The following is a 25,357-nucleotide window of genomic DNA, read 5'->3' on the forward strand; positions in this document are numbered from 1 at the left end:
TCGACCAGAAGCAAATACGATAATCCACTGCCATCGAATTTGCGTTAGCCACGTCTAATCCACGTGGCTTTTTTCTACTTCTGATTCCATCGCATGATGGCTTCTTTTCCTGCTTCAATACCTAACTCATAAGCTTGACGCAATGGTACTGGCGAGCGACTCAATCGTTTTAATTTAAATGATTCGGGAGGACACACTTGGATGATTTCGACTCCCGATGGTGGATTGTCGATCAGTGCTAAAGTTTGATTGTAGCGAACTTCACGCGTCAACATCGGCTCAATTAATCCTGGCGTTTTTTTCAACATCCGTTTGGTTAGCGCGCTGAACTTTCCTTTCGGCTTTTGATAGCTGGAGGGTTGGCTGCGTAAAACCATAATCTTTTTGGCTCCTCGCTTTATTGCTTCTGCGACAGGAAGGGCATCAGAAACCCCACCATCAACGTATCGGGTGCCGTTCAGTAAGACACCATTTCGGTAAAGTACGGGAAGCGCGCTGCTGGCTTTCATTGTTTCTGCGAGCTCGTCGATATTAGGAGTATGGTACTCGGCTTCGCCATTGTCTTGACGTGTTACGCCTAAAAAGAAAGGTCTCGAATCCGCTTTTAGTGTGGACTTGTCGATGCCAAGCTCTTCGAGAGTGACGTCCCACATCCAATCTAAGTTCATCATATCACCACCACGTAGAATCTGAGATGGTGAGATGAATTCTTTCCTTAAACTGTAATCGAGATAGATTTTTAAGTTGCGCCCGGGCATTTTAGCTAAATACGCCGCCAAGTTACTTGCGCCCGCCGATACGCCCCAAAAGCTATCAAATGGAGAGAAATCGTTAGCGAGAAAATGATCGAGTATGCCGCAAGAAAATACACCTCGCATTGCACCACCTTCGACAATCAACGCTCGATCTCCTACTTGTTCCATCACTGTGTTCCATTCTTTACCTATTGGATGAATAGAATGCAGCTTAACGCATAACAGTTTTATACCCAAGTGGCCCTAAGTGCTAGGGCATCTCCTTAAGTAAAAGAAAAGGGCATCGATGGATGCCCTTTTCATATTAAGCCTAGGGGGTTACAGGTTATTGAGCAGCTCATTTAGTGAAAGCGCACTGAATAAATATGTCACTCCCACACAGAAAGCGGCGCCTGTAATTCCGATACTGATCGTTGTTGTAATTAAAAGAAGTGTCATCTTAGACATACAAGATCAAACTCCTTTTTTATATTTAAGTGGGGCGTTGTGCGTCTGGTTATCGTTTTGAATCATGATGCAAGCGCCCTAAGTTTATTGTTCTAATAAAAGTGATGATCACTTGTCAAAAAAGCAGATAAATAGCACCCAAACTGTCGTTAATGCGAGCAGCGGAGTGAATACTTTCTGTATAGAGGCGCCATCGGTTAGGTTGTAGATTTTGATGGATTCGTTATAGAACGCCCGCTTGAACGCCTTAAAAGAAATATCATTTTTCACATGAGATTGTTCATAGTGTAGGTGTGCTGCGTCTGATAGTTGGTATTCTAAGTCTTGGAGTTCGTACTCTTTGTTTAGAAATGCCTCCCAAGCCGAAAGACGGGCTATCGTTTTTGGAGATTGATTACCCTTTAACTTCTCTAGGCGTTTGGCATAAGCAGCTTGATATTTATCCACGGTGTATTCCTGTCTGAATAGACGTTGAGTTAGAACATTTGTAAAAAGAAAAACGAGCAAAAAAAGGGGCTTTACGTTCTATGTCTGTGATAAATGCTAAGGAGCTCAATGATCTATTTCTCTGATGTCGCGAATAATATTGATTGAACTTAAATGCGACAAACAAAATAATTTACTCAAGATAACAACGAATATTTGTTGCCTTTCAAAGAAAAGCGATAGTGATGCGAAGTGGTGGCTTTGATCGGGAAGAAACCTGCTTTCGTAACGGCTTGCGTTTACTGAGAAAAAGTAAACGCTGGAACTATCGCTGGATTGGTGTGAGTTATTTATCGTCAAAAATCATTAATATCAACTATGCTTATAGTTCGACTTTTCGTAAATGAACTCAATTTGGAGGAGCAGAAATAATACTTATTTTTGAGCGTGGGTGAGCTTGGAGAGTTAAGCTAATCCATTGATTAATAAAAAGTAAAGTAGTACAGAGCTAGGGTGAACTTCAACTTAAAGGTGACGGTATGGATATACAATCAACCATTATTGAATATGCGATAGCGATAATAGGCTTACTTTTGACGGGAGTTGCCCTCTGAGCACGACGGCCCAGAGGATAGAAAGTATACTGGCTGTTTGTTAGCGGTTGATATTGTACCGAGCCATTGCAGCTTCTTCTGACGACACAACCGTTTTACCAATTGGTGCGAGTGAAATAACCGCAAGCTTCAGGTGTTGGAGTGCAAACGGAATACCAATGATGGTTACAAAACACGCTGCGGCGGAAAGTACGTGACCGATTGCCAACCAAAGACCTGCAAAGACAAACCAAAGGACGTTACCGATAACGCCTAGAGGGCTCGTACCAATGTCCATTTCATTGGTCAATTCATCGCGTGAAATGGCTTCTTTTCCGAATGGGAAAAAGGAAAAATTACCCATAACGATACACGCACGCCCCCAAGGTATTCCGATGATGCTAATAAAGGCTAAGATACCGAAAAACCACCATAGCAACCCCATAAATACGCCACCAAATACAAACCAAATGATGTTACCGAGTGTTCTCATTCTATTTCCTTTACTCTTGAATGTGATGATGCTGGTTCCTGAGGGGGATCGTAATGTAAAACTAAAACCACCAACCGATCCGTTAATGAACGTGAGCCGTTCCCTCATTCACTTGCTTGATAGAATAGCCGCATAAGTATTAACAGAGAATGAATGACTCTCTGAAGCTACGTTTGTTTTAGTATAGAGCGTAATACTCGATTAAGCACATAGCCAAGAATTAAGCTACCTAGAGGTAACTTTCTCGATATATTGACAAATTTGCTCTGCTAACTGATGGCTAGCAATGTTGCGTTTCACTACTTCACTAGCGATTTTTCCAGATTCAACGACGTTAAACCAGTCGAGCAACATCGCATGGAAGCCTTTGCTCGTCAGCATTGGCGTCCAATCTTTCAAATTGATTTTTTGCTCTTGGTTCGCGTGCCATCGTTTCCCTTCAACGAAAGAGTCGAATTCCACTGCTTTGTTAGCATAACAAGCTTGAACGCGCTCCATAGTCACACCGAAGTGACGATTCATCGAAGCGTGGAGTAAAGTATCTCCGTGTTGCCACTGAATGTCTAAACGCGCCAATTGGGCACCCTCAAGTTGATGCGTTATGTAAGCCTCTTTTAAATCGGTCTTGGCTGTCACGTTAATACTGTCTAATGGGTGAATAAAATCATCAAATATAAAGGTACGAATATCGCCTGGTAGTTGGTGACGGTTCTTTTCCCAGCGTAGCGATTTTAGGTCAGAAATGTTGCCTTGCTGTACCTCTGGCATGTGTTGGTTGTAAAGCGGAATATGACGTCGGTTGAAGCCCACATAAAGTGGTTGTTTTTCTTTTTCGGCAATATCGTACAGTTTTTCCACGTCATCAGCATTGTCCGCTAATGGTTTGTCGACAAAGGTTGGGATTCCATGTTGCAAAAAGAATGCTGCGATTTGAGGATGTACGCTTGTTGCCGCATGAATCATGACAGCATCTACGCCAAAGTGCAGAAGCTGCTGGTAGTCTTGACAGGTCTCTGAGATTCGATATTGCTTAGCCAGACTCTCAAGTGCATTTGCGTTGCGGGTACAAAATACAAGTTCGATATTTGGAAGCTGAGTGATAACGGGAAGGTATGCTTTCTGAGCAATATCTCCTAAACCAATAATACCAATTTTCATCCTAGTCCTTATTTCGATGTATGGATGGCAGGTTGTAGTATAACGCTTGGCAAGCTGATGAGTTTAAATGCCTTGTTAGAAAAGAGCCTGACTCACATTTTGAGTCAGGCTTTGTTGGTCCACTTAGGAAGTCGTGCGGCAATCTTTGAATATATCCAACTTGCCGTCGTAGGCTTGGGTTTGTACATCCATAACGCCTAATAAAGAGTGGAACACGTTATCATGTGAGTACTGGCCTGCCTTTTGCGCTTCATTCGACAAACAGTCGGTGTTTATTTGTTTCACTTGCTTAAAGCCGGAAGATAGCCACATGAGCAAAGGAACACGTTTTTGGAAGTCTGGCGCAAGGCCGTAAGGCATGCCATGTAAGAACAATCCGTTTTCGCCTAATGATTCACCATGATCTGATACGTAGATGAGAGCGGTATTATATTGAGACTCTAATGCTTTGAGTTTGTTGATGGTTTCTGCCAACACAAGATCAGTGTAGCGTATCGTATTGTCGTACGTATTCACGATTTGTTCGACGCTACAGTTTTCTATATCTGCACGTGGGCAGTCTGGTTTGAAAAACGCTTTGTCTCTAGGATAACGCTGGAAGTAGGTAGGACCATGGCTTCCTATAAGGTGCATGGCGACAACGCGATTGCCGTGCATATCCGCAACTTCTTGATCAAAGTGATCTAACAGCGCCATATCGTAACAGGTTTGACCGTTACACAGAGGGCTTGCTTGCTTTCGGTTCACTTCAATTTTCTTGATCTTGTGGGCGACTTCTTTGTCTCCGCCATCATTTTCTTTCCAGATGAGGTCAACTCCAGCGCGCTGCATGATGTCGAGAGCATTATCTTGGTTATCTGCCTTGGTCCGTTCAAACTCGCTTCGCGTGAGCTGAGAAAACATGCAAGGCACAGATACTGCAGTTGCAGTGCCACAAGACGCAACCTCTTGAAATGAAATCACATCCAGCTTACTGGTGTAAGGGTTTGTCTCTCGCTTATAGCCATTGAGTTGGTAGTTCTGTGTTCGAGCGGTTTCTCCGACAACAAACACCAGTAGTGTCGGCTTGTTCTGTGCTTGCTTTACTGCGCTATCTGACTGCTTTGCATCGATTCCAATCTCGAGATACGGCTCTGGCGTGGTGAAGTATTTCTCCTTTACATACCCAGTCGCGCTGTAAACGAATTGAGTGGGAATAATGATTTTTTTCAGATAGCTGTTATTGCGACCGACAGATGCATAGTCTTGGTAGTAAACACTGGCAATAACAGCAATTACTGCAAGAGATGACAACATCGACACCAACTTCGTGAGAGAAAAATACAGCAATTGGTGGCGCTGAGATTGCAACTTGACCTTATAGACAATCATCGCAGGGACGCCCCCCAATAGTAGCGTCCAGATTACAGAATAAGTACTCAGGTAAGAGCTTGCCTCGCTCGAATCGGTTTCAGCAATATTAGCAATCATTCCAGAATCGAAAAGTGTGCCATAGTTGTAACTTGCGTAGCTAACCATACTCGAAATTATGAGCAAAGTAATAAAGAATGGCTTTCCAACCCAAGGCCAACTAAATAAGTTAAAAAGGAAATTGAGCGCGGCAAGAAAGAAAATGGGTATCGTAATAATAAAACCAATTTTGACATTATCTAGGCTTGAAAAAATACCATTCAGCTCTTTGTAAATAGGAATATTTACAACCAGCGCGAAATAGAATGCCAACAAGAAAGTAAAGGTAACGTACGAGATACCTTTTTGTTGCAAATTATATGTCTTCATAAGTAAATGTCTTGAATCAAAATTAGAGCAAGAACGAAGCCCAAACAAAAAGGGCAAGAGTGAGCGCAACAAATACTGCAGCCGAGCCGATATCTTTGGCTCTACCACTGAGCTCGTGCCAGTCATCGCTAACACGGTCGACAATCGCTTCTACGGCGGAATTAATAAGTTCGACGATCAGGACCAATAACAGGCTACTGATCATCAGTACTCTTTCAAATGTGGTGACTGGAAGGAAAAAAGCACAGACGGAAAGCACTAAGGCTAGAATCAATTCTTGTCTGAAGGCGGCTTCGTATTTCCATGCGGCTTTCAATCCCTGAAATGAATAGCCGGTCGCATCCATGACACGGCGTAGACCTGTTTTTCCTGGCTTCAAAATATGACCTTACTACAGCTTAATAATTTAGATTGTGCATCTATCCAAACGATGAAATGAGACTAATCGTTCTTGCGTGAAACATTTGTGAATGGCATTCATCACACAACGATATAGGGTTTGAATAAGAAAAAAGAGTTGAATTAATCAAGGTCGTAGACGGTATAGCCTTTATTCTGAAGGCATTTTCGCAGTACGAGAGATTGTGTCTTGGTGGAGTCATTGCTTCCACTCAACGCTCCGGCCCCTGCTCCAACAGTACCGCCTGCAGCGGCACCAACAGCAGCTCCACCTATCCCGTTTTCCAGCGCACCAGCTGCTGCCCCAATTAGTGCACCTGTAACTGCGCCATTCGCGGCTTCAGATTTTGCAGCTTCCGTTTTGTCTACGTTTTCCGCATACCCTTGGCAATAAAGAAAATCTTGTTCATATTTAGCAGGATCAACATTAGTCATGTCGACAACAGGCTTTTGATTATAAGTACAAGCGCTAAGAGTAGAGGCAAGCGTCATAACCAGAATAAAAGGTTTGTACATGAGTATTATCCATTTGTTCTGTGAATTTATGGATTAAATGTACACTGTTTTATTGCTGAGCTCTGTCGCTGGAGTGTATTGAAGTGTCGTCTTCTGTAAAGGAGGAAAGAGGTTAACTTAACTGTCTGATTTTGGAAGACGAAGTGTGAAGCAAGCACCACCAAGTGGGCTATGAGAAATCGAAACCTCACCATGTTGAAGTTCCATTATCTGCCTGACGATCGCCAAACCGAGCCCAAATCCACTCGTGTTTTTGTTTCGGGACTCATCCGCGCTATAAAATGCTTCAAAAAGGTGAGGCCAATGCTGCTCTTCTATACCTATACCATCATCATGTACATGGATTAAACAGCTTTGCTGATCACTTTTTATCTCAACCATAATTTGAGTATTTGCGTATCGCATTGCATTGCGTAGCAGATTATCCAAGGCTCGCTTTAGCAGTTTTGGATCGGCGAATGCGCGCGCGTTTTCAGAGTTTGTTTCATTGACTGAGATAGATAATTTGGTCTCTTTTTGCCATCTCTGTTTTAACTCATTAACTAACTTGGCGAGTGCTACGTTTTCTGTTTGCAACGCCGTATCTGGGCGTTCCATTTTGGCGTAATAAAGCAGCTCTTCAACCATGTCTTCCATCTCGTCAATGTCTTCGACGATACTACGTACATGCTTTTTCTGTTGTTCGGTTAATGTAGAGTCCGATAACAAGTCAGCTTGCCACTGTAAACGAAAAATAGGAGTGCGTAATTCATGCGCAACTGCATTGGTCAGCATTTTATTGCTAGTGATCAGGCGAGAAACTTTGTCAGCCATCGTATTAAAGCTTTTGTTCAGTGTCCCAACGGATTTGGCGCTTGAGGTGCTTGCTCGTGCTTTGAAGTTGCCTGAAGCAAACTCTACCGTGACTCTTTCTAACTCACGAATTCGACGGCTCAAAAACCAGATCAGCAGTATGCAATACAGAGCAAATCCGGCTAAAAAGAATAACCATACAATGTTGTCATCAAAGTTAATCGCCTGAATAACTGAGCTATCCGGATCATCGATCATTTTGAAAATAGGGGTGTCCGCATCTAGGCGGAACCATATATCCCTTTCTTCGTCGTAAGCAACGTTAACAGAGGTGTCACTTTCAAATGCTTTTCTGATGTCTTCTGGAAGTTCTTCGAGCGTGTGAGGAATCAACAAGCGATGGCTGGACGTGGCAAATTGCTCAAGCTGTTGCTGAGTGTATTCTAGTCCGTGCTCTTCGTAGATAGGATAGATAAGATCGTGGAAAGCTTGACCTTCTTGCTCTTGTAGCAGGTAATCGTAATCTGTGTTGATCTCATAGACCAAGAATTCGTAACCCCACAAACTCACCATAAATAGAATGATAAGACCGACAAAGCTTTCCAGATAAATCCGTCTCATTATTCATTCCATGCATCAGGCATAAATAGGTAGCCTTTGCCGCGAACCGTGATGATTTTTTGTGGAGAGCAAGAGGCATCACCTAATTTTTTTCTCAATGTCACAATACGGTTGTCAATGGTGCGATCTGTACCGTCGTACTCAATACCACGTAGTGTTTTCGTTAACCACTCACGTGAGAGTGTTTTTTCTGCGTGTGTTGCGAGAACCCATAATAAATCGAACTCACCGTCAGTCAGCGCAATTTCTTCCTGGTTCATGACGCATGATTTACGTAATCGGTTTAAACACAGTACTCCAATTTGTAGACCGTTTTCGGACTCGGTAGAGGCTGCCTCTTTTCTTCTCAATAGCATGCGAATGCGTGCCAGCAGCACTCGAGGTTTGATTGGCTTGGTTACAAAGTCATCGGCGCCAATTTCTAATGCGGCGACGTGATCGAAGTCGTCATCACTCGCTGTCAGCATCAATACTTTGCCTTTGTAGCATTCACGGATTTGACGACATACGCTCAGGCCGTCTTGTCCAGGTAGCATCAAATCTAACAAAACCACGTCTGGCTGTGTGTCAATAATCGCTTCCGGTGCGTCTGTCCCGTTGTCGATACATTTGACCTGGAAACCTTGTTCAACAAAATACTCTCCCAGCATAGCTTGTAATTTGGGATCGTCTTCCACAATGATTAAAGATGGTTTGACTTGTTGTGCGTTCATTTGAGTGATGTATACAATATTTAATATCACTGGAACTTAAACAAATTTACGAATTATTTCAAATAAAGCTTTCTCAGAATAAGGTTATCGGATGAGTTGATTCGATAAATACCCCAAGTAATGATTCAAACTTAATCATTAATCACATTTTGAAAAGTCTAAAAAAGGCGCAACTGTAGCGCCTTAATATGGAATATTAGGGTGAACTTACGTTTTATTCGGTGGTGCACACGACGCTGTTGTCGCTGCCAAAAGCATTGGGAACATAAGCGTCGGCTTGAGGATCGTTTTCCCACTTTGCATCATTGAGCAAGTAGCGGAACTGAACATTCTGCTCTTTAGGTAAGCGCGTTTTAAATTTAAATTGACGGCTTTTCTTCACTAATTTCATCGGTTCTGGCTGCCAGTTGTTAAAATCCCCAGCAATATGGATGGAGTCCCACTGGTCTTTATCTAGCTCGAACGTGACTTCAACTTCATCTTTTGTCTTAAAGAATCTCTTTTTAAGCATTGATCTTTCCTTGTTCGTACAAAAACTCTTCTAACTATTACTCGTGTTTCATAACGATTTCAAGTTTTATCGAATTGTCGCTGGTATCAGGTGAAGAACTATCTAAATGATGAATAGCTTAATCGCTATGAGTTCTTGTGAGAGGGGAGCGGTATTGAGAAGCCTCAAGGATATGGAACCGTTAACGTACCAAGTTTTTAGGCGAGGCGGAACTCAGAGTCCGTATCTTGAAGTCAAATCGTTATCATGTATTATCTTAAATCACCATTTTTGTTGATGTAGCTATGTTGAAGTTTAACCGTACATTGTTGACCGCGATAGTTTGTTTAGCCGCTATGCTTTTGAGCAGTGTCGCTCCTATGGCGAAGGCTTCAGCCCCGGTGAAAACAATTGAAGTACGCGATATTATTGTTCAGCAGGCTGCTCTGCACAAACAACTTGGCGTCAATGACGACTGCGTAGAATCACATCACGATGAGTCAACTATCAATAAGGTGCAACAGTCTCACACGAGTTGTAGCTCTTCCTGTATGGTCAAAATTCCCGCCAACTTATCTCAAAACGACTTACTGCTTCTTCCTTACAGCCTTGCATTGATTGATAGGCCTTTAGTCGAAAAAGTAGTGACAGTGATCACCAAGCTTTATCGTCCTCCGATTGTTTAATTCCTCATCTCAAATTACTTGGGGTTTCCCCCTTTTTACCAAATGAAATGATTTGGCATTTGAATGCCACAAGGAAATAAACAATGAAAAAACTACTTGCCTTATGTAGTGCACTTTTACTGACTTTTACCGCTCACGCAGCGCAATTTGAAGAAGGGAAGCACTACAAAGTTCTGGATGTTAAGAAAGCATCGAAACCTGTTGTGACGGAATTCTTTTCTTTTTATTGCCCACATTGCTACAAGTTTGAGTCGCTTATTGAGCGTTTAAAACCTGCTCTGCCAAAAGAGGCAAAGTTTGAAAAGGTACATGTGGGGTTCATGGGCGGAGATATGGCGATTCCGATGGCCAAGTCCTACGCGACGATGGTATCGCTCGGGGTTGAAGATACAATGATTCCTGCCATGTTCGCCCAAATTCATCAAAAGCGACAAGCGCCAAAAGATGACGCTGAGCTGAAACAGCTCTTCGTTGATAATGGCGTAGAAGGTAAGAAGTTTGATGCGGCGTACAACAGTTTCGCCGTAAACTCAATGCAGAAAGGCTTTGATAAGCAATTCTCTGCCAGCACGTTAAGAGGGGTTCCGGGTGTGGTTGTGAACAATAAATACATTGTTTTGGCCAACGAAATTCGTACTTACGACGAGTACAATCAATTAGTTAATTACTTATTGACGCTGTAACTGTAAATAGCATTGATGCTTAAAAATGGCGACGGTAGAGTCGCCATTTTTTATGCTTATCACACTCGTATTATCTAAGAACGCTTGTACATGCTTGAGTCGGAACACTAGTCATAAATATGGCATGCGGATAAAACAAGCTAGCAGCAGTGATTGCAACATTACATGGCTGAGCAATCGTAGTTTTAATCACATTGGCAAGCACGGCTCCTGTATTATTTACTGTTTGAGCGGCGGCTTGTTGTGCCTGGTAAGACACGCAACCTGTCGTTGCATTGATCATCGCAGTGCTAAACAAAAGTTTGCGAAAAAACATATTCATATCCTTTGTGAATGCTTTGAATTACTTATATGTGGATTGATTCATAAATGAAACAAAACAGTGTTCAAAATATGTGTGCATTCACGAAATGAACATTGTTTTATAAAAAGACGTTTTTTTGTGATCTTAGTACTGGACAGACCAGGTTATGAAACTAAAGCCAATCCGTGCATTACGATTACGCCGAAGGTCAGTTTGCTCCTCATTCCTTGATATCCCTTGGGCTCGGCGTCTTGTTCGACTTTCCTCACGAGTTTTTCTGCATACCAAACAGCAAGATACCCAATTGCTAAGAGTAGGGTAGCGACCGCGTAATGTTTGTGACCCTGCAATAATGCGCCCCAAGCGAGTAAGACAAAAAGGTTGCTGAGAATTAATATATTTCTGCTAAGGCGGTGGTAGTAATGCTCAATGCCATTCCCCCAGAGTATGCCGGATAAAAAACTTAATATTACGGCACTGTAAGCGATGAAAAATTGCTGGCCACTTAAATTGAAGAGTGAAATGTCTGTGAAAATCAGCCCTAAACTAAACACAAATGGAACAAGGCCTAAGTAACCGAGTTGTAGCATGGTTGAGCGTGTTGTCATGGTCGTCACCTTACAATTGTTGCTCTATCATATTGGTAAGCGTAGTACTTGTCGGTGATGTGGAGCTTGGAAAAGTGGCAATAACTTTGCCTTCAGAGCTAATTAGAAACTTATAGAAGTTCCATTTTGGTTTGATGCCAGCTTGGTTAGTAATCTCGCTGAATACGGGGTTTGCATCTACGCCTAATACTGAGGAGCGAGCCATCATTGGAAAGGTGACCCCGTAATCGAGATAACAGACTTTCGCTGTGTTTGTTTCGCTTCCTCTGTCCTGTCGGAAGTCATTGCTCGGGAAACCAATGACGGTGAAGTTTTGCTCTTTGTAAGTTTGGTAGAGGGTTTCTAACTGCTCGAACTGAGGAGTGAAGCCGCACTGGCTTGCTGTATTGACGACCAGAAGCGTCTTTCCCTTAAAGCTTTCGCATAGGTCGACTTCTTCTGTTGAATTTAACAACCTTTGCTTACCTTGAAGAATATCAGGGCACTCAGATGCGAGAGCAAGCGAACTCATGGAGATAAAGCCAACGAGAGCGACGAGTTTCAGTAATCCTTTCATGGTGTTGTTCCCTTTGTTTTCAATAAGTATAATTACTCAAGTGCAAAGAGGATCGATCAAAAAAGCCGCACAAATGCGCGGCTTCTTTCAGAGCTGGGATTTAATTATGCCAGTTTTAATTCGAACTGGTTGCGGTACATCACCATGTCTTCAATAGTCAGCACTGGCATGTTGTGCAGGCGACCAAACGCAACGATCTCAGGTGCTTTTGCCATCGTGCCATCTGGGTTGGTCACTTCACATAGTACGCCAGCGGGTTGAAGCCCTGCCATTTGCATCAGGTCAATCGTACCTTCTGTGTGACCACGGCGAGTCATTACACCACCTGGACGTGCGCGCAGAGGGAATACGTGACCCGGACGAGCAAGATCTTCCGGTTTTGCGTGCGGGTTTGCCGCCGTTTTAATGGTCGTCACGCGATCTGCTGCTGAAACCCCCGTTGTTACACCAACTTTCGCTTCAATAGAAACCGTAAATGCGGTTTGGTTTGCACTGTTGTTGTTTACCACCATTGGAGGCAGTTCCAGTTTGTCTGCTTGAGCATCTGTTAAGCACAAACAAACGATGCCGCTACATTCGCGGATCATCAACGCCATTTGCTCGTTAGTGAGGTGCTCGACTGAATAAATAATATCGCCTTCGTTTTCGCGATCTTCATCATCAAGAAGTAGTACGCCACGACCTTCTTTTAAAGCGATAAGTGCGTTTTCAACGCGAGTAATTGGGTCGCCGAATTCGGCAAGTAGTGATGACTGATTCATGGTTAACTCCTAAATTTCACCAGAATCAGGGCGGTATGAGAGATCGTCGTAAAATACGATCAAAAAGAAGTGCACCAGCACTCTTAGCAATCTGACTCGCTATGCTGGTGTATTCTTATTCTCTTTCATCCGGACTATAACCGTCGGCTCTGGCATCTCACCAGATCTGCTGACCTCGACGAATCGAGCGCTCGCGGGCTCACTTGAAAAAGTATACCGCCGGTGGGGAATTTCGCCCCGCCCTGAGAACAATTAAAAATGTGCCACTTCATCCAAGTTGTGAGGAAGTGGAGCTAGGATAGTACTGCGAACTGAATAGCTTGGAAAGTCGATTCCATCTGTATGATGGAAAAGTGTGCTATCGACGGAAATAATCTGTGCGAATAAAGTGATCAATTTGCTGTGGCACGAAGGTGTTGTAAATCAGGCTCGTATGCGTTTGCTTCACTTCGATATGATCTTGCATACCGTCCAGTCTTGTCTCTTCTACGGTAACCGTACCGTCCGACATGGTGTTGTCATTACGGATCAACAATGGGCGGGCACCAATCGGCATCGTTCCTGCGATACTGCCGAGTTTTTGCGGAAAAGCCCAAGCGTCATCATGTCTGTTTAATCCGTGGTGTGGCGAATTGCCTAAAATTGCACCCAATCCGAGATCTTGAATCCGACCTACTATGGACGCGCCTTTAAGAGGCGAACCGATGGCGACAACATGAGAGATTAAGCTAGTGCTCGGTTTTCTGTTGGCGAGATAGCGCTTAATCATCAAGCCTCCCAGGCTGTGCCCCACGAGCACGTTTGTGGTCAGTGGATTAAGCGAATGATCAATAGAATCAAACAGTGAAGACTCATCGATAGCAACAGTGTTATAGCTGAGTACTTGCGTTTCGTATCCGAGTTTTCGCAGCTTTTGGCTAAGAGGTTGCATGACCAGTCCATGCATATAAAGACCATGTAAGATGATGATTCTCATAATACCCCCTAGATTTATGACGTCGTAGATATCCTACTCTAATTAACAAGGAACTACTTGTGCTTTGTGGTGCATATTTACGTTTTGCTGCAAAGTTTGATCGGTATAGCAAGCGTATCAGCCCATTAAATCCTGTACTTGTTGTTGCAATTGATGACGATTTAAAGAAGCTGGGCTTAACACTTCACCGATAACAACATCCACTTTTGACCAAAAACGAGTCGGTCGTTTTGTGAGAGCATGTCCGCCTTTGTGGCTGAAAAAAGAACCCCAAAGCCCTTTTAACGCCATAGGGATGACAGGAACAGGGTTACGTTCAAGGATTTTCTCTACACCAGGGCGAAACTCACCCAATTGACCGTTAGACGTTAAACGACCCTCAGGGAAGATACAGACAACCTCACCGTCGTTAAGTGCTTGTTCAATCTGTTCAAATGCTCGTCGGTAAGTGTCGGCACACTTACGTGGAGAACAGATCGGGATAACACCGGCATGACGGAATACATATTTAAGAACAGGTAGCTCGCTGATGGACTTGTCCATCACAAAACGAACCGGGCGAGTAGAGGTTCCCATCAAAATCAATGCATCGACATAGCTAACATGGTTAGCCACTATTAACGCAGCACCTTGTTCAGGAATATGTTGGCGCCCCTTTACGGACACACGATACATACAATGGCTGAGTAAATAACTGATAAAGCGTTGTGTAAATTCCGGTACTTGACGATAGACATAGATTGCCACGAAGAAGTTACCTATTGCCATCATGGCAAACAGTTCCACAATAGAAAGCTCTAGTGCGCTGAGTACAACGATCGAAACCAAAGCAGACACCACCATAAACAACGCATTCATGATGTTGTTAGCAGCAATGGCACGTGCACATTCCCCTTTGTTTGAACGAGATTGGATGAACGCATAAAGAGGAACAATAAAGACACCGCCGCTTACACCAACAAGGAACAGGTCAATCATGACGCGCAGATGTTTGGATTCAGCAACGAAGCTTTGCACATCATAAAAGTGAATCGGAAGTGATGGATAACTTGGGACGGCCCATAGCAAGTCGACGCCAAAGACTGTCAGACCAAGGATACCGAATGGCAAAATACCAAGCTCAACGTGGTTGAAAGAGAGCTTTTCACACAACCAAGAGCCTGTAGCGATACCAATGGAAAACAATGCCAACAGTAAAGAAACGACAGTACTGTCTGCAAACAAATGTTCACGCGCAAAGTTAGGGAATTGAGTCAGGTAAGTCGCACCCATGAACCAAAACCAACTGATGGCTAGAATAGACATCCAAATGCCTCTCTGTTTTTTTGCCACTTTTAACGTGTTCTTTAAACCAGAAATTGGTTCAAATTTCGCTTTGTCATTCGATTGGCTAGGCATCGTTGGAATATTCACACTGCTCATAAAACCAAGCAAAGACAAGGCAATCACGACACAAGAAGCAATCAAGGTACCATTAGGAATGGCTAACAGCAGGCCTGCGCTAAGCGTACCTATAAGAATCGAAAGGAACGTGCCCATTTCAACCCAAGCATTTCCTTTAACAAGCTCATTTGGTTTGAGCGCTTGTGGTAGTAAGGCGTATTTTACGGGACCAAAATAGGCCGATTGAGTGCCTGTCATAAACAAAAGAGCCAGCATCAGCATGGCACTTTGAGTGGCAATAGCGGTTGCAGCGCAAGACATGATAGCCAGCTCGATGAGCTTTAGACGCCGGATTAATTTGGCTTTGTCCATGCTGTCAGCGACGGCACCAGCATGCGCTGAGAATAGAAAGAAAGGTAGGATGAATAAGCCTGCCGCCAAATTAACAAATAGATTAACGGATATTGGTAAGTTATCAATTTGGCTGTATGTCACCATCAATAACAGAACGTTTTTGTAGATGTTGTCATTGAGTGCGCCAAGACACTGCGTCACAAAGTAAGGAAAAAAGCGTTTTGAGAAAAACATGCTGGCTCCGATTAAACAAAGTCGAATGAGATGGGAGCACTTTATGCTCAATGAACGATTAAACCAGCTTTCTCTTTCAAGTGACGTTGCATGCCACCAAAAGTAACGAAATTCGTTACTTTCATCTCCATTTGTTTATTGAGTTACTAATTTCGAGACTTCTGAGTAGGTTTTCTTTCCCATGGTTCAAACAAAGGGAACGTCCAGCGACGCATCGCAATAATCAGAGAGGTGCCGTGTTTTTCGTCCATATCGAGAGAGCTATCACTTTGGCAAGCCTGATAAAACTCATCGATGACCTTTTGCAGTTTCTGTTGTAGCTTCTTGTTGGTTGGTACGCTCATCAATCCTGTCGCCATGGACAACTGTTCATCTTCACCAGAAAAGTAGCTTTGGAAAAAGGCATCTTGAACTTGCTGTTGGAAGAACCGTTGAATAGGGCCGCCCATCTGCCACTTAAATGTCGGAGATATACGCAAACGAATTTTGTTATTTGGCTGCAAGTCGATGATGTTCAGACGATCCAAATGAGCAAGCTTTTGCACCAGTTCCAACTCATTGAAGGTGTATTGCTGAACGATCTGCTCAAACTGATAGCCATTTACAACACAGATTGCCACGAGTAGCAGGGCTTTATCGTTAACCAACTGCTTTTCTTGCTCTAACGTTAGCGACTCTAGACCTTTATTGCGCGCAGCCGCAAGCTTAAACAGTTCCGCCATTTCTAAGCCAATCAATTGGCAAATTCGCTCTAAGCGCTCAAGGCTAATGTGTTGACCTTCAGCGAGTAAACGTTTGACGCTTCCTTCACTTAAATCAAGGTGTTGTGCAACATCGGCATAATGCAGCCCAGCTAACTTTAGTTGGCGTTTAAGCTCTTTAATTAACGTATAGCTTTCTGACATTTATGCTGTCACCTCGTCGTGTAATTGCTCTATATACGCTTGCATAAAGGCTTTGCGTTTTTGAGCTTCGCGTCTCGCTGACTCCGTGTTCATAGTTTCAGCGATTTTGAATAACTTGGTTTGAAAGTGATCCAGAGTGAATTGTTTATCGTCGAGCTCTCGCTGTTGAGCAAAGATGTCTTTGTCATCGTAAAGTTGAGCATCAAACTCAGTGCTCACTTGTATACAGCGAGTAATGCCAATTGCGCCTAAAGCGTCCAGACGGTCGGCATCTTGAACGACTTTTGCCTCCAATGTGTTGGGTCTGATATTAGCGCTAAAGCTGTGTGCTTCTATCGCATGGGCAATGGCATCATGGTACTGCTGCGGATAATCGATACTTTCTAAAAACGCGACCGCTTTTTTGGCTGCAATGATTGAGCTCTGCTTGCGGTTTGGATGATCTTTCGGATAGGTAAAACAATCATGTAAATAGGCGGCGGGAAGCACAATAGATAAGTCGGCGCCTTCTTCCATAGCCAGTTTTTTTGCGGTGTTTACGACCCGTTGAACATGGCTTATGTCATGCGCCGCATCGACTTGCATCTCTTGCTGCATAAATTCCAAAAATTGCGATTCTATCTGGCTTAATAAGGTCATGAGTTATATCTACAACTAAAGTGAAGGCAGAAGTATGCCGAACGCAGAGAGGAATTTCCAAGTTCGATAGTGTAATTGAGATTTAGCCATCAGAACCTTATGCAACTTAGTGAGTTTCGGGTCATCTTAAATAGCATTTTTGTGCGTTCGGTTGGCTACTAAGGTGGTAAGACACAGAACAGCAGTGACGTTTGCCAATAGCAAAAGGGCCTGATGATTTCGTCAGACCCTTTTTCGTTTTAGTCGGTATTTTTACGAACCTTAGCGCTTGAACGTTACTTGCTCTGCTTGTTCAAGATGAATATGAGTCGTCGCAGGCTGTGTTTCTGCAATGACTTTACCGTGACGAACCGAGTAGCGAACCGGCACTTGGCGACGTACTGCGTCAAAACCATTTTCTGCGGGAAGAATCAGAAGACTACCTGGTTTGCCTTCTTCAATTCCGTACTTGTCTTGAATGTTCAGTGTACGTGCTGAATTGGTGCTGATCAGATCCAGTGAGTTGTTGATTTGGTCATAACCCATCACCTGACACACGTGCAGACCCATATGTAGCACTTGCAGCATGTTTGCTGTACCAAGTGGATACCATGGGTCGAATACGTCATCGTGTCCAAAGCAGACGTTGATGTTGGCATTTAGCATCTCTTTCACTCGTGTTACGCCACGACGTTTCGGATAATCATCAAAGCGGCCTTGTAAGTGAATGTTCACCAATGGGTTTGCCACGAAGTTGATACCGGACATGCGTAGTAAACGGAACAGGCGAGATGCATATGCGCCGTTGTAGGAACCCATCGCTGTTGTGTGACTAGCCGTGACTTTACTTCCCATATCGAACTTGTGCGCTAATGCTGCCAGCGTTTCAACGAAGCGAGATTGCTCGTCATCGATTTCATCACAATGCACGTCGATCAGACGGTCGTATTTTTGTGCTAACTCGAATACGTAGTGCAGTGATTCAATGCCATATTCGCGTGTGAATTCAAAGTGTGGAATCGCGCCAATAACGTCCGCCCCCAATTTGACTGCTTCTTCTAGCAGCTCTTTGCCATTTGGGTAAGAGAGAATACCTTCCTGCGGAAACGCAACGATTTGGATGTCTACCCACTCTTTCATCTCTTTACGCACTTCTACCATCGCTTTTAGGGCAATTAGGGTAGGGTCTGAAACATCGACGTGAGTACGAACGTGTTGTACACCGTTTGCGATCTGCCATTTTAAGGTTTGTTTTGCGCGCGTTTTCACGTCTTCAATCGACAGCATTTCTTTGCGCTCAGCCCAACGTTCAATACCCTCAAACAATGTGCCAGAGATGTTCCAGCTTGGCTCGCCTGCGGTTTGCGTTGTGTCTAAGTGGATGTGCGGCTCGCAGAAAGGCGCCACCGCCATGCCGCCTTCAGCATCGATGGTGTCACCGTTATGATTAAGCTCCACATCGTTGCTTTCAATGCGCTTGAATTGACCATCTTCAATCAAAATTTGCTGCAGACCTTCTTGTCCTTTTAGCGTTACGTTTTTGATCAGTAGTGTTGTCATGATGGTTCCTTACGCTGGCTGTGTAGCCAGTGCTTTTTTGTTAAGAATAGGATTAAGAATCAGGAAGCTAATTGCGCCGCCAAGTACAGCGTTAATCGGCACTACGCCAGGCAGGAAGTGTCCCACACCAACGCCAATCACGACAGCGATAATGCCAGCCCAGTTAACGTTTTGGAATTGGGCGGCTTCAAAGTTTGCGTAGCGTTTACGGTTCGTGAAGAAGTCAGCGATGATCACGCCGCCAATCGGTGGAATTGCCAACGATAAGAAGGTCAGCCAGCCAACAAAGTTATTGTAGAGCCAGAGAGCGCAAAGTGTGCCAACAAGCCCGTTCGCCATCGAGATGTATTTACTTGGTAAGCCAGTGATGTTGGAAAATCCAAGACCCGATGCGTAGAGCGCGTTGTCGTTAGTCGTCCAAATGTTTAATCCAAGTACGATGATGGCGGGAATTAATAAGCCTTGCGCAATCATCACTTCAGAGATGTCTGATTGACCAGTCACGGATGCACCTGCCGCGCCAAAGATAAACATTAACGAGTTACCGATGAAAAATGCCACCATGGTGATCATCACGGCGCTGCGCGGCTTTTTGCCAAAGCGGACGAAATCTGCCGTTAATGTACCAGCACTGACAAAAGAGCCAACAACCATCGCGAGAGCTATTGAAAAATCGAGTGGCTCGGTTGGTTGAACTTGTTGTAGTTCGCTAATACCGCCAACGCTATTTACTGCCTCAATGACAGAGTAACCGCCAAGTAGCGCAATGGCAGGAACGGCGATTGCTGACAGCACCATCAGTGCGGAGATGCCAAAGTAAACGGTCGCGGTCATGAGCAAACCGGAGACAAGGATCAAAGTATTGGTATCGATGCCCGTTGCTTTATGCACCGGAATCGCAAACATCGCGACACCAACTCCAAACCACCCAACTTGAGTACCGCCAAGAAGAGCGGAAGGAAGCCAAGAGCCTTTAGAACCAAAAGAGAAACGAGCAAGAAGGTGAGTAGAGAGACCAGTAGAGGCGCCGATGTAACCGAGGAAAGAAGTGTAAATACCGAGGATTAGGTTACCGATGAGAACAGCGAGGAAAAAATCATTAAAGGAGAGCCCAGTACCGAGAGAACCCCCTGTCCACATACTTGCGGAGAAAAAAGTGAGCCCTAACATCACCATGGTTAGTGATGCCACGCCTTTTCTGGCCGTGTTGGGAACTGGTCCAAGACTGTAGTTATTGTCTCCAGCCATTATTACCTCCGCACATTGAAATATTAAATTATAGCACCTGGTTTTCAGGCAAACGGCGCGTATTATCGTGATGTAAATTTAATAGTCAATGATAAAATTGCAATTTAAACGTTTGCTTGATTTTTGGTGTCTGTTTTTTCTTTTAATAACAATGACTTGGCTTTTAAATTCTAAAAGTGAAAAGTTTATTTTTACGTATTTTGTATGATTTATAGACAGGTTTTCTATGTGAAATGAATGTTTTGAATTGCTATTTGTTTTTATGGATTAAATTTATCTATAACTCTGGATTGTTCAGTCGATTTCTATGAAAAGAAAACGATTTCATGATGAGATTTTTGGTTTGGACGTTATTTGTTCTTTTTTGGGTGTGTTTTCTTGGTTTTATTTGGGTTAGGTGGTTTATTTTTGTTGAAATCGGTATTTCTGGTGGGTTAGTGAGGGAATATTTGAATTTTATAAACAGTAAACAGTCGGGTGAGGGCAAGAAAAGTACAACTGATCTCGTTCAGAGGATAAAGGAGAGCAGTAGCCACATAAAAAAATAGCCAACCGCAAAGAGTGCGATTGGCTTATATACATGTGAACAAAATCAAGTTCACTAACAACGTCAGTTGGCTAGGTGACCCTCGGCTTAAGAAGGGTCAATTTATATAATGCAGTTACTGTGCCAACTTTAATATGCCCCAAAATACGTAGTTTCTGTGACATGCGTTGCTTAAAGTTTGAGTTTGTTTGCAAATTGCAACTGCGTTATGCAATTTGACTCTATTATGCTAATGATTGATTAATAAACAGTGGGCTTTTTAGAGCATGACTAAACTCGCCGTTCCCAAAAAGGCGAAGAAACCAACCACATCTGTCACCGTCGTTAGAATAACCGAACCTGCTAAGGCTGGATCCAATTTAAACTTATCCAAAATAATGGGTATCAACACGCCAAATAAAGCAGCGGTAATAATGTTGACGATAATGGCCAGCGCAATGGTTCCACCTAAAACTGGCGATTGGAACCACAATCCGGCTAACCCGCCGATGATTAGCGCCCAAGCAATGCCGTTCAGTGAGCCTATGCCCAACTCATTTTTTAAGAATTTGAATCGGTTACCTGGGGTAATCTGATTAAGCGCCATCGCACGAACCATTAGAGTCAGCGTTTGGCTGCCTGCAATGCCACCCATCGATGCAACAATTGGCATTAGTACGGCTAAAGCCACCACTTGAGCAATCACGTCTTCAAATAGCCCGATAGTGACAGACGCTAAAATTGCAGTCAGCAAATTGATGCCCAGCCACACGCCGCGTTTTTGTGAGCTTTTTAATACTGGCGCAAACAAGTCATCGCCTTCATCCATACCAGTACCGGCCATTAAGCGCGCTTCGTAGATTTCACGTTGCGTACTCAATGCAAATTGCCAATCGACTTCACCAATCAGAGTTTGGTCTGCATCAGTCACAGGCAGAGCGGGCAGTGTGCTGTGCTCTAATGCTTCTACCGCTTCGGGAAGCATCATCTTACTGTCTAGCACCGTCACCGCTTCAATAACGAGTGTTTTCAAGCGAGTATCAGGATCACTACGTAAAATTTCGTAGTAATTGACTGTCCCTCGATACTGTTTATTACGGTTGATCAGGTAGACTTGTTGAGGCGTGTCGTAGCTATAGCGCTCCATTAACTGCTTAGCCGTTCCAATCGTAATATTAAAGGGCAGGGTGATGATTTTACGCTCAGCCCAGTGGCCGAGTTCTTCATCTTCATATTCGTTTGCCTGATCGTAAAGCTCTAACTCATCTTTTTCGATTAACGCGAGCGCTTCGTTGATGATCGACTCAGGCAACGAATCCGCCCATTCGATCAGCGATAAGTTATCAAGTTTAGCGAGGGTGAGTTTTAGCTCGACTTCAGATAATGCATTGATGATAGAAAAACGTACGTCGGCACGCATTTCCGTTAACACGTCGATATGCAGTTCTAGTGGCAAAGCTCGCCATAAGCGAACACGATCATCGATTGGAAAGGCTTCCAGAATTAGGGCGACTGCGCCAGGTTCGAGACCCGCTTCAATAGATTCATTGAGCGTTGCGACTTGATCCGCTTCTTCGGCTTGGCCAATTTGCTGGATTAGAGTGGAGAGATCTTGAAACTTGCTCACCGAGTACCCCGATAGTTAATTCGTTTTATGGAAGTATGGCATGTTATTGAGATGCACAACTATGCATCTTAACCTTGCTCAAGGTACTTGAAAGTAACAGAAAAACAATAGGCTATTCGCTGTTGATAGTGAGATATGGCTGTACCAATTGGCGAATGTTCACTTTTGCGCCAATTCTCGCTGCGAGCAAATACATTCCACCAATTTTACGATGTAAAAATAGGGCATCGGCAGGTGGGGTATGCCAGTACTCTTGTTCCATGCTCAAAATAGTGCCAGCTTCGCGAAGTTTTTGCGCTAAGCCACTGGCTTTAAAATCATATGGCTCATCAACTAACATGGGTTCACATGCCATTTTTACTAAATCGAGAATCGCTTGGCGCTGATCAGGTAAGATGGTTTGGCTGAAGAAGCCAATTTGTTCAAGCGCGTCATTCAAGCCTTGTTCGTCATTATTCATGACGGACGCAAAGGCTTGGCGATAGCCGGCACTGAATCGTTCGCTGTATTCGCGAGTTGCACCGAAATCTAACAAGCCGATTTGGTGAGTACTTTCAATGTACAAGTAATTGGCGAAGTTAGGGTCGGTTTGCACCATCTTGAATTCGAACAGCTCTCTGAACAGCAATTCGAGCAAACTGTGCATGACAAAATCTCGCGTACTTTGATCATAATGTTCGATGTGTTCAATGGGTACGCCGTCAATAAATTCCATGGCGAGAACGGAGTCTGAGCAACTTTCAGTGTGAATCTTTGGTACGACAAAATGAGGATGCCCCTTCAAAGCATCATGGTAACGAATCGCAAATTGCGCCTCTCGTGCGTAATCGGCTTCATCATGCAGTTGCTTTTTGGCTTCTTCTAGTAGCCCTTTGTAGTCGACGGATTCTGGAATCAACCCAACCACTTTAAGCAGCGTACCTACGTTGTTTACGTCGCTATCGATACTTTTTCGTATGCCCGGATATTGCACTTTGACGGCTAGGTTATCGCCCGCATCGCTGTAGGCTTGGTGCACTTGTCCTATTGATGCACTGGCGATTGGTTTGAAGTTAAATGATAGAAACTCAGCTTTCCAATTCGTTCCAAGCGAACTTTCCATTACTGCGTTGAGTTGTTTTGCAGGCATTGGGTCTGCGTCGGAACGAAGACGGGAAAGAATATCGGCAAGTTCAGGTTCTAAAACATCACCAGCATCCATTGAGAGCATTTGACCAAGCTTCATTGCAGCGCCACGTAGGTGAGCAAGTTGGTCGGTTAAACGCGCGATGTTTTGCGGCGTCAGCAATAGGTCTTTCGCTTTTGGTTTGTTGCCTTTGGCTATCTGCTTCGTGCCTTCTGCAATCACATTGCCTGCGACACGGGTAGCAAGTGAGGCGAATTTGCTGAATCTTGAGATGCGATGGGTAGGTAGGCTTCTTTCCTTTGCCGACATGAATCTTCTCCGCTATTTACTAACTAATTGTTATACGGGAAAAGGATATGTTTGGATACAAATGAAAAGAAAACCGCCAGCGTAACTGGCGGTTTGCGAGTTTAGATAGAGTAGAAGAAGTACAGTTGAGACTTCATTCGGATGATGATCCCGCGAATCACATCTAAGAAGGCCATGAAGCCTATCGGTTTTTCACCGCTGACCCATGCGAGGCCAACAGAGCCAACAGGGATGTCGTAGCCTTCTGGCTCATCAATCTTAAGACGAACAAAGTGGTGTTTGTTCTGTAAGTTCTTTCCAGTGGTGACACGTACGGAATCATCGAAACCCAGTAGATTACCTTGTGACTCACCTGTTGCTTCAACAATGCCTTCAACGGTCGCTGAGAAGATCTTACCTGGGTAAACGGACGAAGAGAATTCCGCTGGCTGACCCGGTTTGATGTTACGAATCGCCTGGTGGTTGACTCGCATCAGCACGTACTTCTCGTTAGTGTACATGTTGATACGCGGCATCATCGATACACGCTGACCTTCACGCAGGATAAAGTTGGTGACAAAGCCATCTGTTGGGGCATGAACTTTTGTGCTATTCAAATCCCATTGCGCTTTTGCAATTTGCTCTTCAGCTTGGCGCAGTTCGGCTTGTTTGGTTTCAATTGCGAGCTCTGCTTTATGAATCGCCAGTTTTGCACGTGAGATATCGACTTGTTTCTTCTTAATTTGAGACTCAAGGGTTAACACGTTGTGACGTGCCATATCAACCGCACTCGATTGTTTGTCGATGTCGCTTTCCGTGATGGTGTTTTGCACCACTCGGTTTTGCTCAACATAACGATCTAGCATCTTTTTCTGCAATTTGTAGTCAACGTTCGCCGCTTCCAATTGGCTCTTTGATGTTTCTAGATCTTGCACCAATGCTTGATGATTCGCTTCTTCAATCTCGATGTCGCCTTTTGCCGTAGCTAATGCGACTCGTGCAGAATCGGCGGATACGTTCGCCTGATTTAATGCGATTTCGTATTGAGTTGGGTCAAGTTCATAAATAAGCTGACCTTCTTTAACTTGTTGATTTGGCTTAATGTAAATGTGGTCAACTTTACCCTTCACATTGGTTGAATCTGGACGCAATTGGATGTGTGGTGACTGCACGACAGAACCACCGGATAAATCCATCGGGGTGAAGTTAATCAAACCTACCCATACGAACATCAGCCAACTCAAACCGCCAAGATAAGCGAACGATTTGGTTGCTTTGTTCCAAGGCATGCCAACCAAACGCAGCAGATAGATGAAGAGAGCCCATACCGCTAAACCTTCTAACATTACGCTTCCTCTTTTGGCTGTGTTTCTGTTTGCGGTTTACTTCTCCATGTATCACGCAGATTGATGATGGCTTTTTCCATATCAACGAATGCAAAGATCACAGCTAGCACCCAAACCCAGTGCCAGACAAACCCAATCCAGGTGAGCGCAGTGATGAGCCCTATCTGATGATGGTCTTTGCTGTGCGCCTTATTAATTGGCAACTCATGGATTTTCCAAAAGCCGTAACACGCGCCCGCGACACTCGCGATTAAAACGACAGCAGCGACAACATGTAACGCCGTATCTGCGCCTGTACCGACAAATGGGACACTCAGTAAACTCATTAAACACTCCTCTATCAAACGGTTGGCGTATTGTGATCTGGATTTGATTTAGGTCTTTCT

General features: G+C 44.0%; 26 protein-coding genes and 1 riboswitch. Of the genes, 2 read left to right on the forward strand and 24 right to left on the reverse strand.

From position 1 onward, the window contains the following. Positions 1-74: 74 nt before the first annotated feature. The 10 genes from L3V32_RS18575 to L3V32_RS18620 form a co-directional block, all read right to left on the reverse strand. Entirely contained in the window at positions 75-923 is an 849-nt protein-coding gene (locus tag L3V32_RS18575) for a patatin family protein (protein ID WP_237284884.1), read from the reverse strand. Positions 924-1,310: 387 nt separating this feature from the next. After that, the gene (locus L3V32_RS18580; RefSeq protein ID WP_006741201.1) at positions 1,311-1,649 is read right to left on the reverse strand and encodes a hypothetical protein; all 339 of its coding nucleotides are present in this window, start codon (positions 1,647-1,649) and stop codon (positions 1,311-1,313) included. A 633-nt stretch (positions 1,650-2,282) separates the two neighbouring features. Next, positions 2,283-2,714 carry a YccF domain-containing protein gene (locus L3V32_RS18585; RefSeq protein WP_005373685.1) on the reverse strand — a complete coding sequence of 144 codons (432 nt, stop codon included), beginning with the start codon at positions 2,712-2,714 and terminating at the stop codon, positions 2,283-2,285. A gap of 225 nt (positions 2,715-2,939) precedes the next feature. Continuing rightward, on the reverse strand, positions 2,940-3,872 hold the full coding sequence (locus L3V32_RS18590; RefSeq protein WP_237284885.1) for a Gfo/Idh/MocA family protein: 933 nt from the start codon (positions 3,870-3,872) through the stop codon (positions 2,940-2,942). A 123-nt stretch (positions 3,873-3,995) separates the two neighbouring features. Next, complete coding sequence (locus tag L3V32_RS18595; RefSeq protein WP_237284886.1) at positions 3,996-5,651, reverse strand: phosphoethanolamine transferase; 1,656 nt, start codon at positions 5,649-5,651, stop codon at positions 3,996-3,998. Between the two features lie 22 nt (positions 5,652-5,673). Further along, positions 5,674-6,030 carry a diacylglycerol kinase gene (locus tag L3V32_RS18600; protein WP_269469449.1) on the reverse strand — a complete coding sequence of 119 codons (357 nt, stop codon included), beginning with the start codon at positions 6,028-6,030 and terminating at the stop codon, positions 5,674-5,676. Between the two features lie 143 nt (positions 6,031-6,173). Next, positions 6,174-6,566 (reverse strand): glycine zipper family protein, encoded by a 393-nt coding sequence (locus L3V32_RS18605; protein WP_065645081.1) that lies wholly within the window; start codon positions 6,564-6,566, stop codon positions 6,174-6,176. Positions 6,567-6,683: 117 nt separating this feature from the next. After that, positions 6,684-7,979, reverse strand: a complete 1,296-nt coding sequence (locus L3V32_RS18610; RefSeq protein ID WP_176319179.1) for an ATP-binding protein — start codon at positions 7,977-7,979, stop codon at positions 6,684-6,686. Beyond that, positions 7,979-8,692, reverse strand: a complete 714-nt coding sequence (locus L3V32_RS18615; RefSeq protein ID WP_005396348.1) for a response regulator — start codon at positions 8,690-8,692, stop codon at positions 7,979-7,981. The genes L3V32_RS18610 and L3V32_RS18615 overlap by 1 nt, the downstream gene beginning before the upstream one ends. 214 nt (positions 8,693-8,906) lie before the next feature. Further along, positions 8,907-9,203, reverse strand: coding sequence for an isoamylase early set domain-containing protein (locus L3V32_RS18620; RefSeq protein ID WP_005396349.1), 297 nt, complete (start codon positions 9,201-9,203; stop codon positions 8,907-8,909). A 284-nt stretch (positions 9,204-9,487) separates the two neighbouring features. Here L3V32_RS18620 and L3V32_RS18625 point away from each other — a divergent pair, with 284 nt between their 5' ends. Continuing rightward, positions 9,488-9,868: a hypothetical protein gene (locus L3V32_RS18625; RefSeq protein ID WP_031780538.1), complete on the forward strand. Its 381-nt coding sequence runs from the start codon at positions 9,488-9,490 to the stop codon at positions 9,866-9,868. A gap of 83 nt (positions 9,869-9,951) precedes the next feature. Next, positions 9,952-10,551, forward strand: coding sequence for a thiol:disulfide interchange protein DsbA/DsbL (locus tag L3V32_RS18630; protein ID WP_006741193.1), 600 nt, complete (start codon positions 9,952-9,954; stop codon positions 10,549-10,551). 70 nt (positions 10,552-10,621) lie between these two features. Here L3V32_RS18630 and L3V32_RS18635 read toward each other — a convergent pair whose 3' ends face one another. From L3V32_RS18635 to L3V32_RS18700, 14 genes are all read right to left on the reverse strand, one after another. Beyond that, positions 10,622-10,867, reverse strand: a complete 246-nt coding sequence (locus L3V32_RS18635; protein WP_237284887.1) for a hypothetical protein — start codon at positions 10,865-10,867, stop codon at positions 10,622-10,624. 152 nt (positions 10,868-11,019) lie between these two features. Beyond that, positions 11,020-11,463, reverse strand: a complete 444-nt coding sequence (locus L3V32_RS18640) for a DUF3429 domain-containing protein (protein WP_005396352.1) — start codon at positions 11,461-11,463, stop codon at positions 11,020-11,022. A 10-nt stretch (positions 11,464-11,473) separates the two neighbouring features. Beyond that, positions 11,474-12,019, reverse strand: coding sequence for a glutathione peroxidase (locus tag L3V32_RS18645; RefSeq protein ID WP_005396353.1), 546 nt, complete (start codon positions 12,017-12,019; stop codon positions 11,474-11,476). Positions 12,020-12,123: 104 nt separating this feature from the next. Then, positions 12,124-12,780, reverse strand: coding sequence for a 3,4-dihydroxy-2-butanone-4-phosphate synthase (ribB, locus tag L3V32_RS18650; protein ID WP_006741191.1), 657 nt, complete (start codon positions 12,778-12,780; stop codon positions 12,124-12,126). Positions 12,781-12,893: 113 nt separating this feature from the next. Continuing rightward, positions 12,894-13,034: riboswitch (FMN riboswitch) on the reverse strand. Positions 13,035-13,138: 104 nt separating this feature from the next. Next, the gene (locus tag L3V32_RS18655) at positions 13,139-13,756 is read right to left on the reverse strand and encodes a triacylglycerol lipase (RefSeq protein WP_237284888.1); all 618 of its coding nucleotides are present in this window, start codon (positions 13,754-13,756) and stop codon (positions 13,139-13,141) included. 117 nt (positions 13,757-13,873) lie between these two features. Further along, positions 13,874-15,727, reverse strand: a complete 1,854-nt coding sequence (locus L3V32_RS18660) for an MFS transporter (RefSeq protein ID WP_237284889.1) — start codon at positions 15,725-15,727, stop codon at positions 13,874-13,876. Between the two features lie 146 nt (positions 15,728-15,873). Beyond that, positions 15,874-16,632 (reverse strand): helix-turn-helix transcriptional regulator, encoded by a 759-nt coding sequence (locus L3V32_RS18665; RefSeq protein WP_237284890.1) that lies wholly within the window; start codon positions 16,630-16,632, stop codon positions 15,874-15,876. Next, a complete protein-coding gene (locus L3V32_RS18670; RefSeq protein WP_226420430.1) occupies positions 16,633-17,271 on the reverse strand; it encodes an HD domain-containing protein in 639 nt (212 codons plus the stop codon). 261 nt (positions 17,272-17,532) lie between these two features. Further along, the gene (locus tag L3V32_RS18675) at positions 17,533-18,810 is read right to left on the reverse strand and encodes a cytosine deaminase (protein WP_237284891.1); all 1,278 of its coding nucleotides are present in this window, start codon (positions 18,808-18,810) and stop codon (positions 17,533-17,535) included. 9 nt (positions 18,811-18,819) lie between these two features. Beyond that, positions 18,820-20,058 carry a cytosine permease gene (gene codB / locus L3V32_RS18680; protein ID WP_237284892.1) on the reverse strand — a complete coding sequence of 413 codons (1,239 nt, stop codon included), beginning with the start codon at positions 20,056-20,058 and terminating at the stop codon, positions 18,820-18,822. 806 nt (positions 20,059-20,864) lie between these two features. After that, complete coding sequence (locus tag L3V32_RS18685) at positions 20,865-22,211, reverse strand: magnesium transporter (protein ID WP_005396363.1); 1,347 nt, start codon at positions 22,209-22,211, stop codon at positions 20,865-20,867. A gap of 112 nt (positions 22,212-22,323) precedes the next feature. After that, positions 22,324-23,646, reverse strand: a complete 1,323-nt coding sequence (locus tag L3V32_RS18690) for an AarF/ABC1/UbiB kinase family protein (protein ID WP_237284893.1) — start codon at positions 23,644-23,646, stop codon at positions 22,324-22,326. Between the two features lie 101 nt (positions 23,647-23,747). Continuing rightward, positions 23,748-24,971: an HlyD family secretion protein gene (locus L3V32_RS18695; protein ID WP_237284894.1), complete on the reverse strand. Its 1,224-nt coding sequence runs from the start codon at positions 24,969-24,971 to the stop codon at positions 23,748-23,750. Further along, the gene (locus tag L3V32_RS18700; RefSeq protein WP_046875867.1) at positions 24,971-25,297 is read right to left on the reverse strand and encodes an MFS transporter; all 327 of its coding nucleotides are present in this window, start codon (positions 25,295-25,297) and stop codon (positions 24,971-24,973) included. The genes L3V32_RS18695 and L3V32_RS18700 overlap by 1 nt, the downstream gene beginning before the upstream one ends. Between the last annotated feature and the right edge of the window lie 60 nt (positions 25,298-25,357).

Origin of the sequence: Vibrio sp. J2-4 (assembly GCF_021728155.1) — a bacterium.
Taxonomy (GTDB): Bacteria; Pseudomonadota; Gammaproteobacteria; order Enterobacterales; family Vibrionaceae; genus Vibrio; species Vibrio diabolicus.

Bases quoted from the DNA above. Each gene is read 5' to 3' on its own strand.
- L3V32_RS18575 (WP_237284884.1), bottom strand. From the start codon at position 923: ATGGAACAAGTAGGAGATCGAGCGTTGATTGTCGAAGGTGGTGCAATG.
- L3V32_RS18585 (WP_005373685.1), bottom strand. From the start codon at position 2,714: ATGAGAACACTCGGTAACATCATTTGGTTTGTATTTGGTGGCGTATTT.
- L3V32_RS18590 (WP_237284885.1), bottom strand. From the start codon at position 3,872: ATGAAAATTGGTATTATTGGTTTAGGAGATATTGCTCAGAAAGCATAC.
- L3V32_RS18595 (WP_237284886.1), bottom strand. From the start codon at position 5,651: ATGAAGACATATAATTTGCAACAAAAAGGTATCTCGTACGTTACCTTT.
- L3V32_RS18605 (WP_065645081.1), bottom strand. From the start codon at position 6,566: ATGTACAAACCTTTTATTCTGGTTATGACGCTTGCCTCTACTCTTAGC.
- L3V32_RS18610 (WP_176319179.1), bottom strand. From the start codon at position 7,979: ATGAGACGGATTTATCTGGAAAGCTTTGTCGGTCTTATCATTCTATTT.
- L3V32_RS18615 (WP_005396348.1), bottom strand. From the start codon at position 8,692: ATGAACGCACAACAAGTCAAACCATCTTTAATCATTGTGGAAGACGAT.
- L3V32_RS18620 (WP_005396349.1), bottom strand. From the start codon at position 9,203: ATGCTTAAAAAGAGATTCTTTAAGACAAAAGATGAAGTTGAAGTCACG.
- L3V32_RS18625 (WP_031780538.1), top strand. From the start codon at position 9,488: ATGTTGAAGTTTAACCGTACATTGTTGACCGCGATAGTTTGTTTAGCC.
- L3V32_RS18630 (WP_006741193.1), top strand. From the start codon at position 9,952: ATGAAAAAACTACTTGCCTTATGTAGTGCACTTTTACTGACTTTTACC.
- L3V32_RS18635 (WP_237284887.1), bottom strand. From the start codon at position 10,867: ATGTTTTTTCGCAAACTTTTGTTTAGCACTGCGATGATCAATGCAACG.
- L3V32_RS18640 (WP_005396352.1), bottom strand. From the start codon at position 11,463: ATGACAACACGCTCAACCATGCTACAACTCGGTTACTTAGGCCTTGTT.
- L3V32_RS18645 (WP_005396353.1), bottom strand. From the start codon at position 12,019: ATGAAAGGATTACTGAAACTCGTCGCTCTCGTTGGCTTTATCTCCATG.
- ribB (WP_006741191.1), bottom strand. From the start codon at position 12,780: ATGAATCAGTCATCACTACTTGCCGAATTCGGCGACCCAATTACTCGC.
- L3V32_RS18655 (WP_237284888.1), bottom strand. From the start codon at position 13,756: ATGAGAATCATCATCTTACATGGTCTTTATATGCATGGACTGGTCATG.
- L3V32_RS18660 (WP_237284889.1), bottom strand. From the start codon at position 15,727: ATGTTTTTCTCAAAACGCTTTTTTCCTTACTTTGTGACGCAGTGTCTT.
- L3V32_RS18665 (WP_237284890.1), bottom strand. From the start codon at position 16,632: ATGTCAGAAAGCTATACGTTAATTAAAGAGCTTAAACGCCAACTAAAG.
- L3V32_RS18670 (WP_226420430.1), bottom strand. From the start codon at position 17,271: ATGACCTTATTAAGCCAGATAGAATCGCAATTTTTGGAATTTATGCAG.
- L3V32_RS18675 (WP_237284891.1), bottom strand. From the start codon at position 18,810: ATGACAACACTACTGATCAAAAACGTAACGCTAAAAGGACAAGAAGGT.
- codB (WP_237284892.1), bottom strand. From the start codon at position 20,058: ATGGCTGGAGACAATAACTACAGTCTTGGACCAGTTCCCAACACGGCC.
- L3V32_RS18690 (WP_237284893.1), bottom strand. From the start codon at position 23,646: ATGTCGGCAAAGGAAAGAAGCCTACCTACCCATCGCATCTCAAGATTC.
- L3V32_RS18695 (WP_237284894.1), bottom strand. From the start codon at position 24,971: ATGTTAGAAGGTTTAGCGGTATGGGCTCTCTTCATCTATCTGCTGCGT.
- L3V32_RS18700 (WP_046875867.1), bottom strand. From the start codon at position 25,297: ATGAGTTTACTGAGTGTCCCATTTGTCGGTACAGGCGCAGATACGGCG.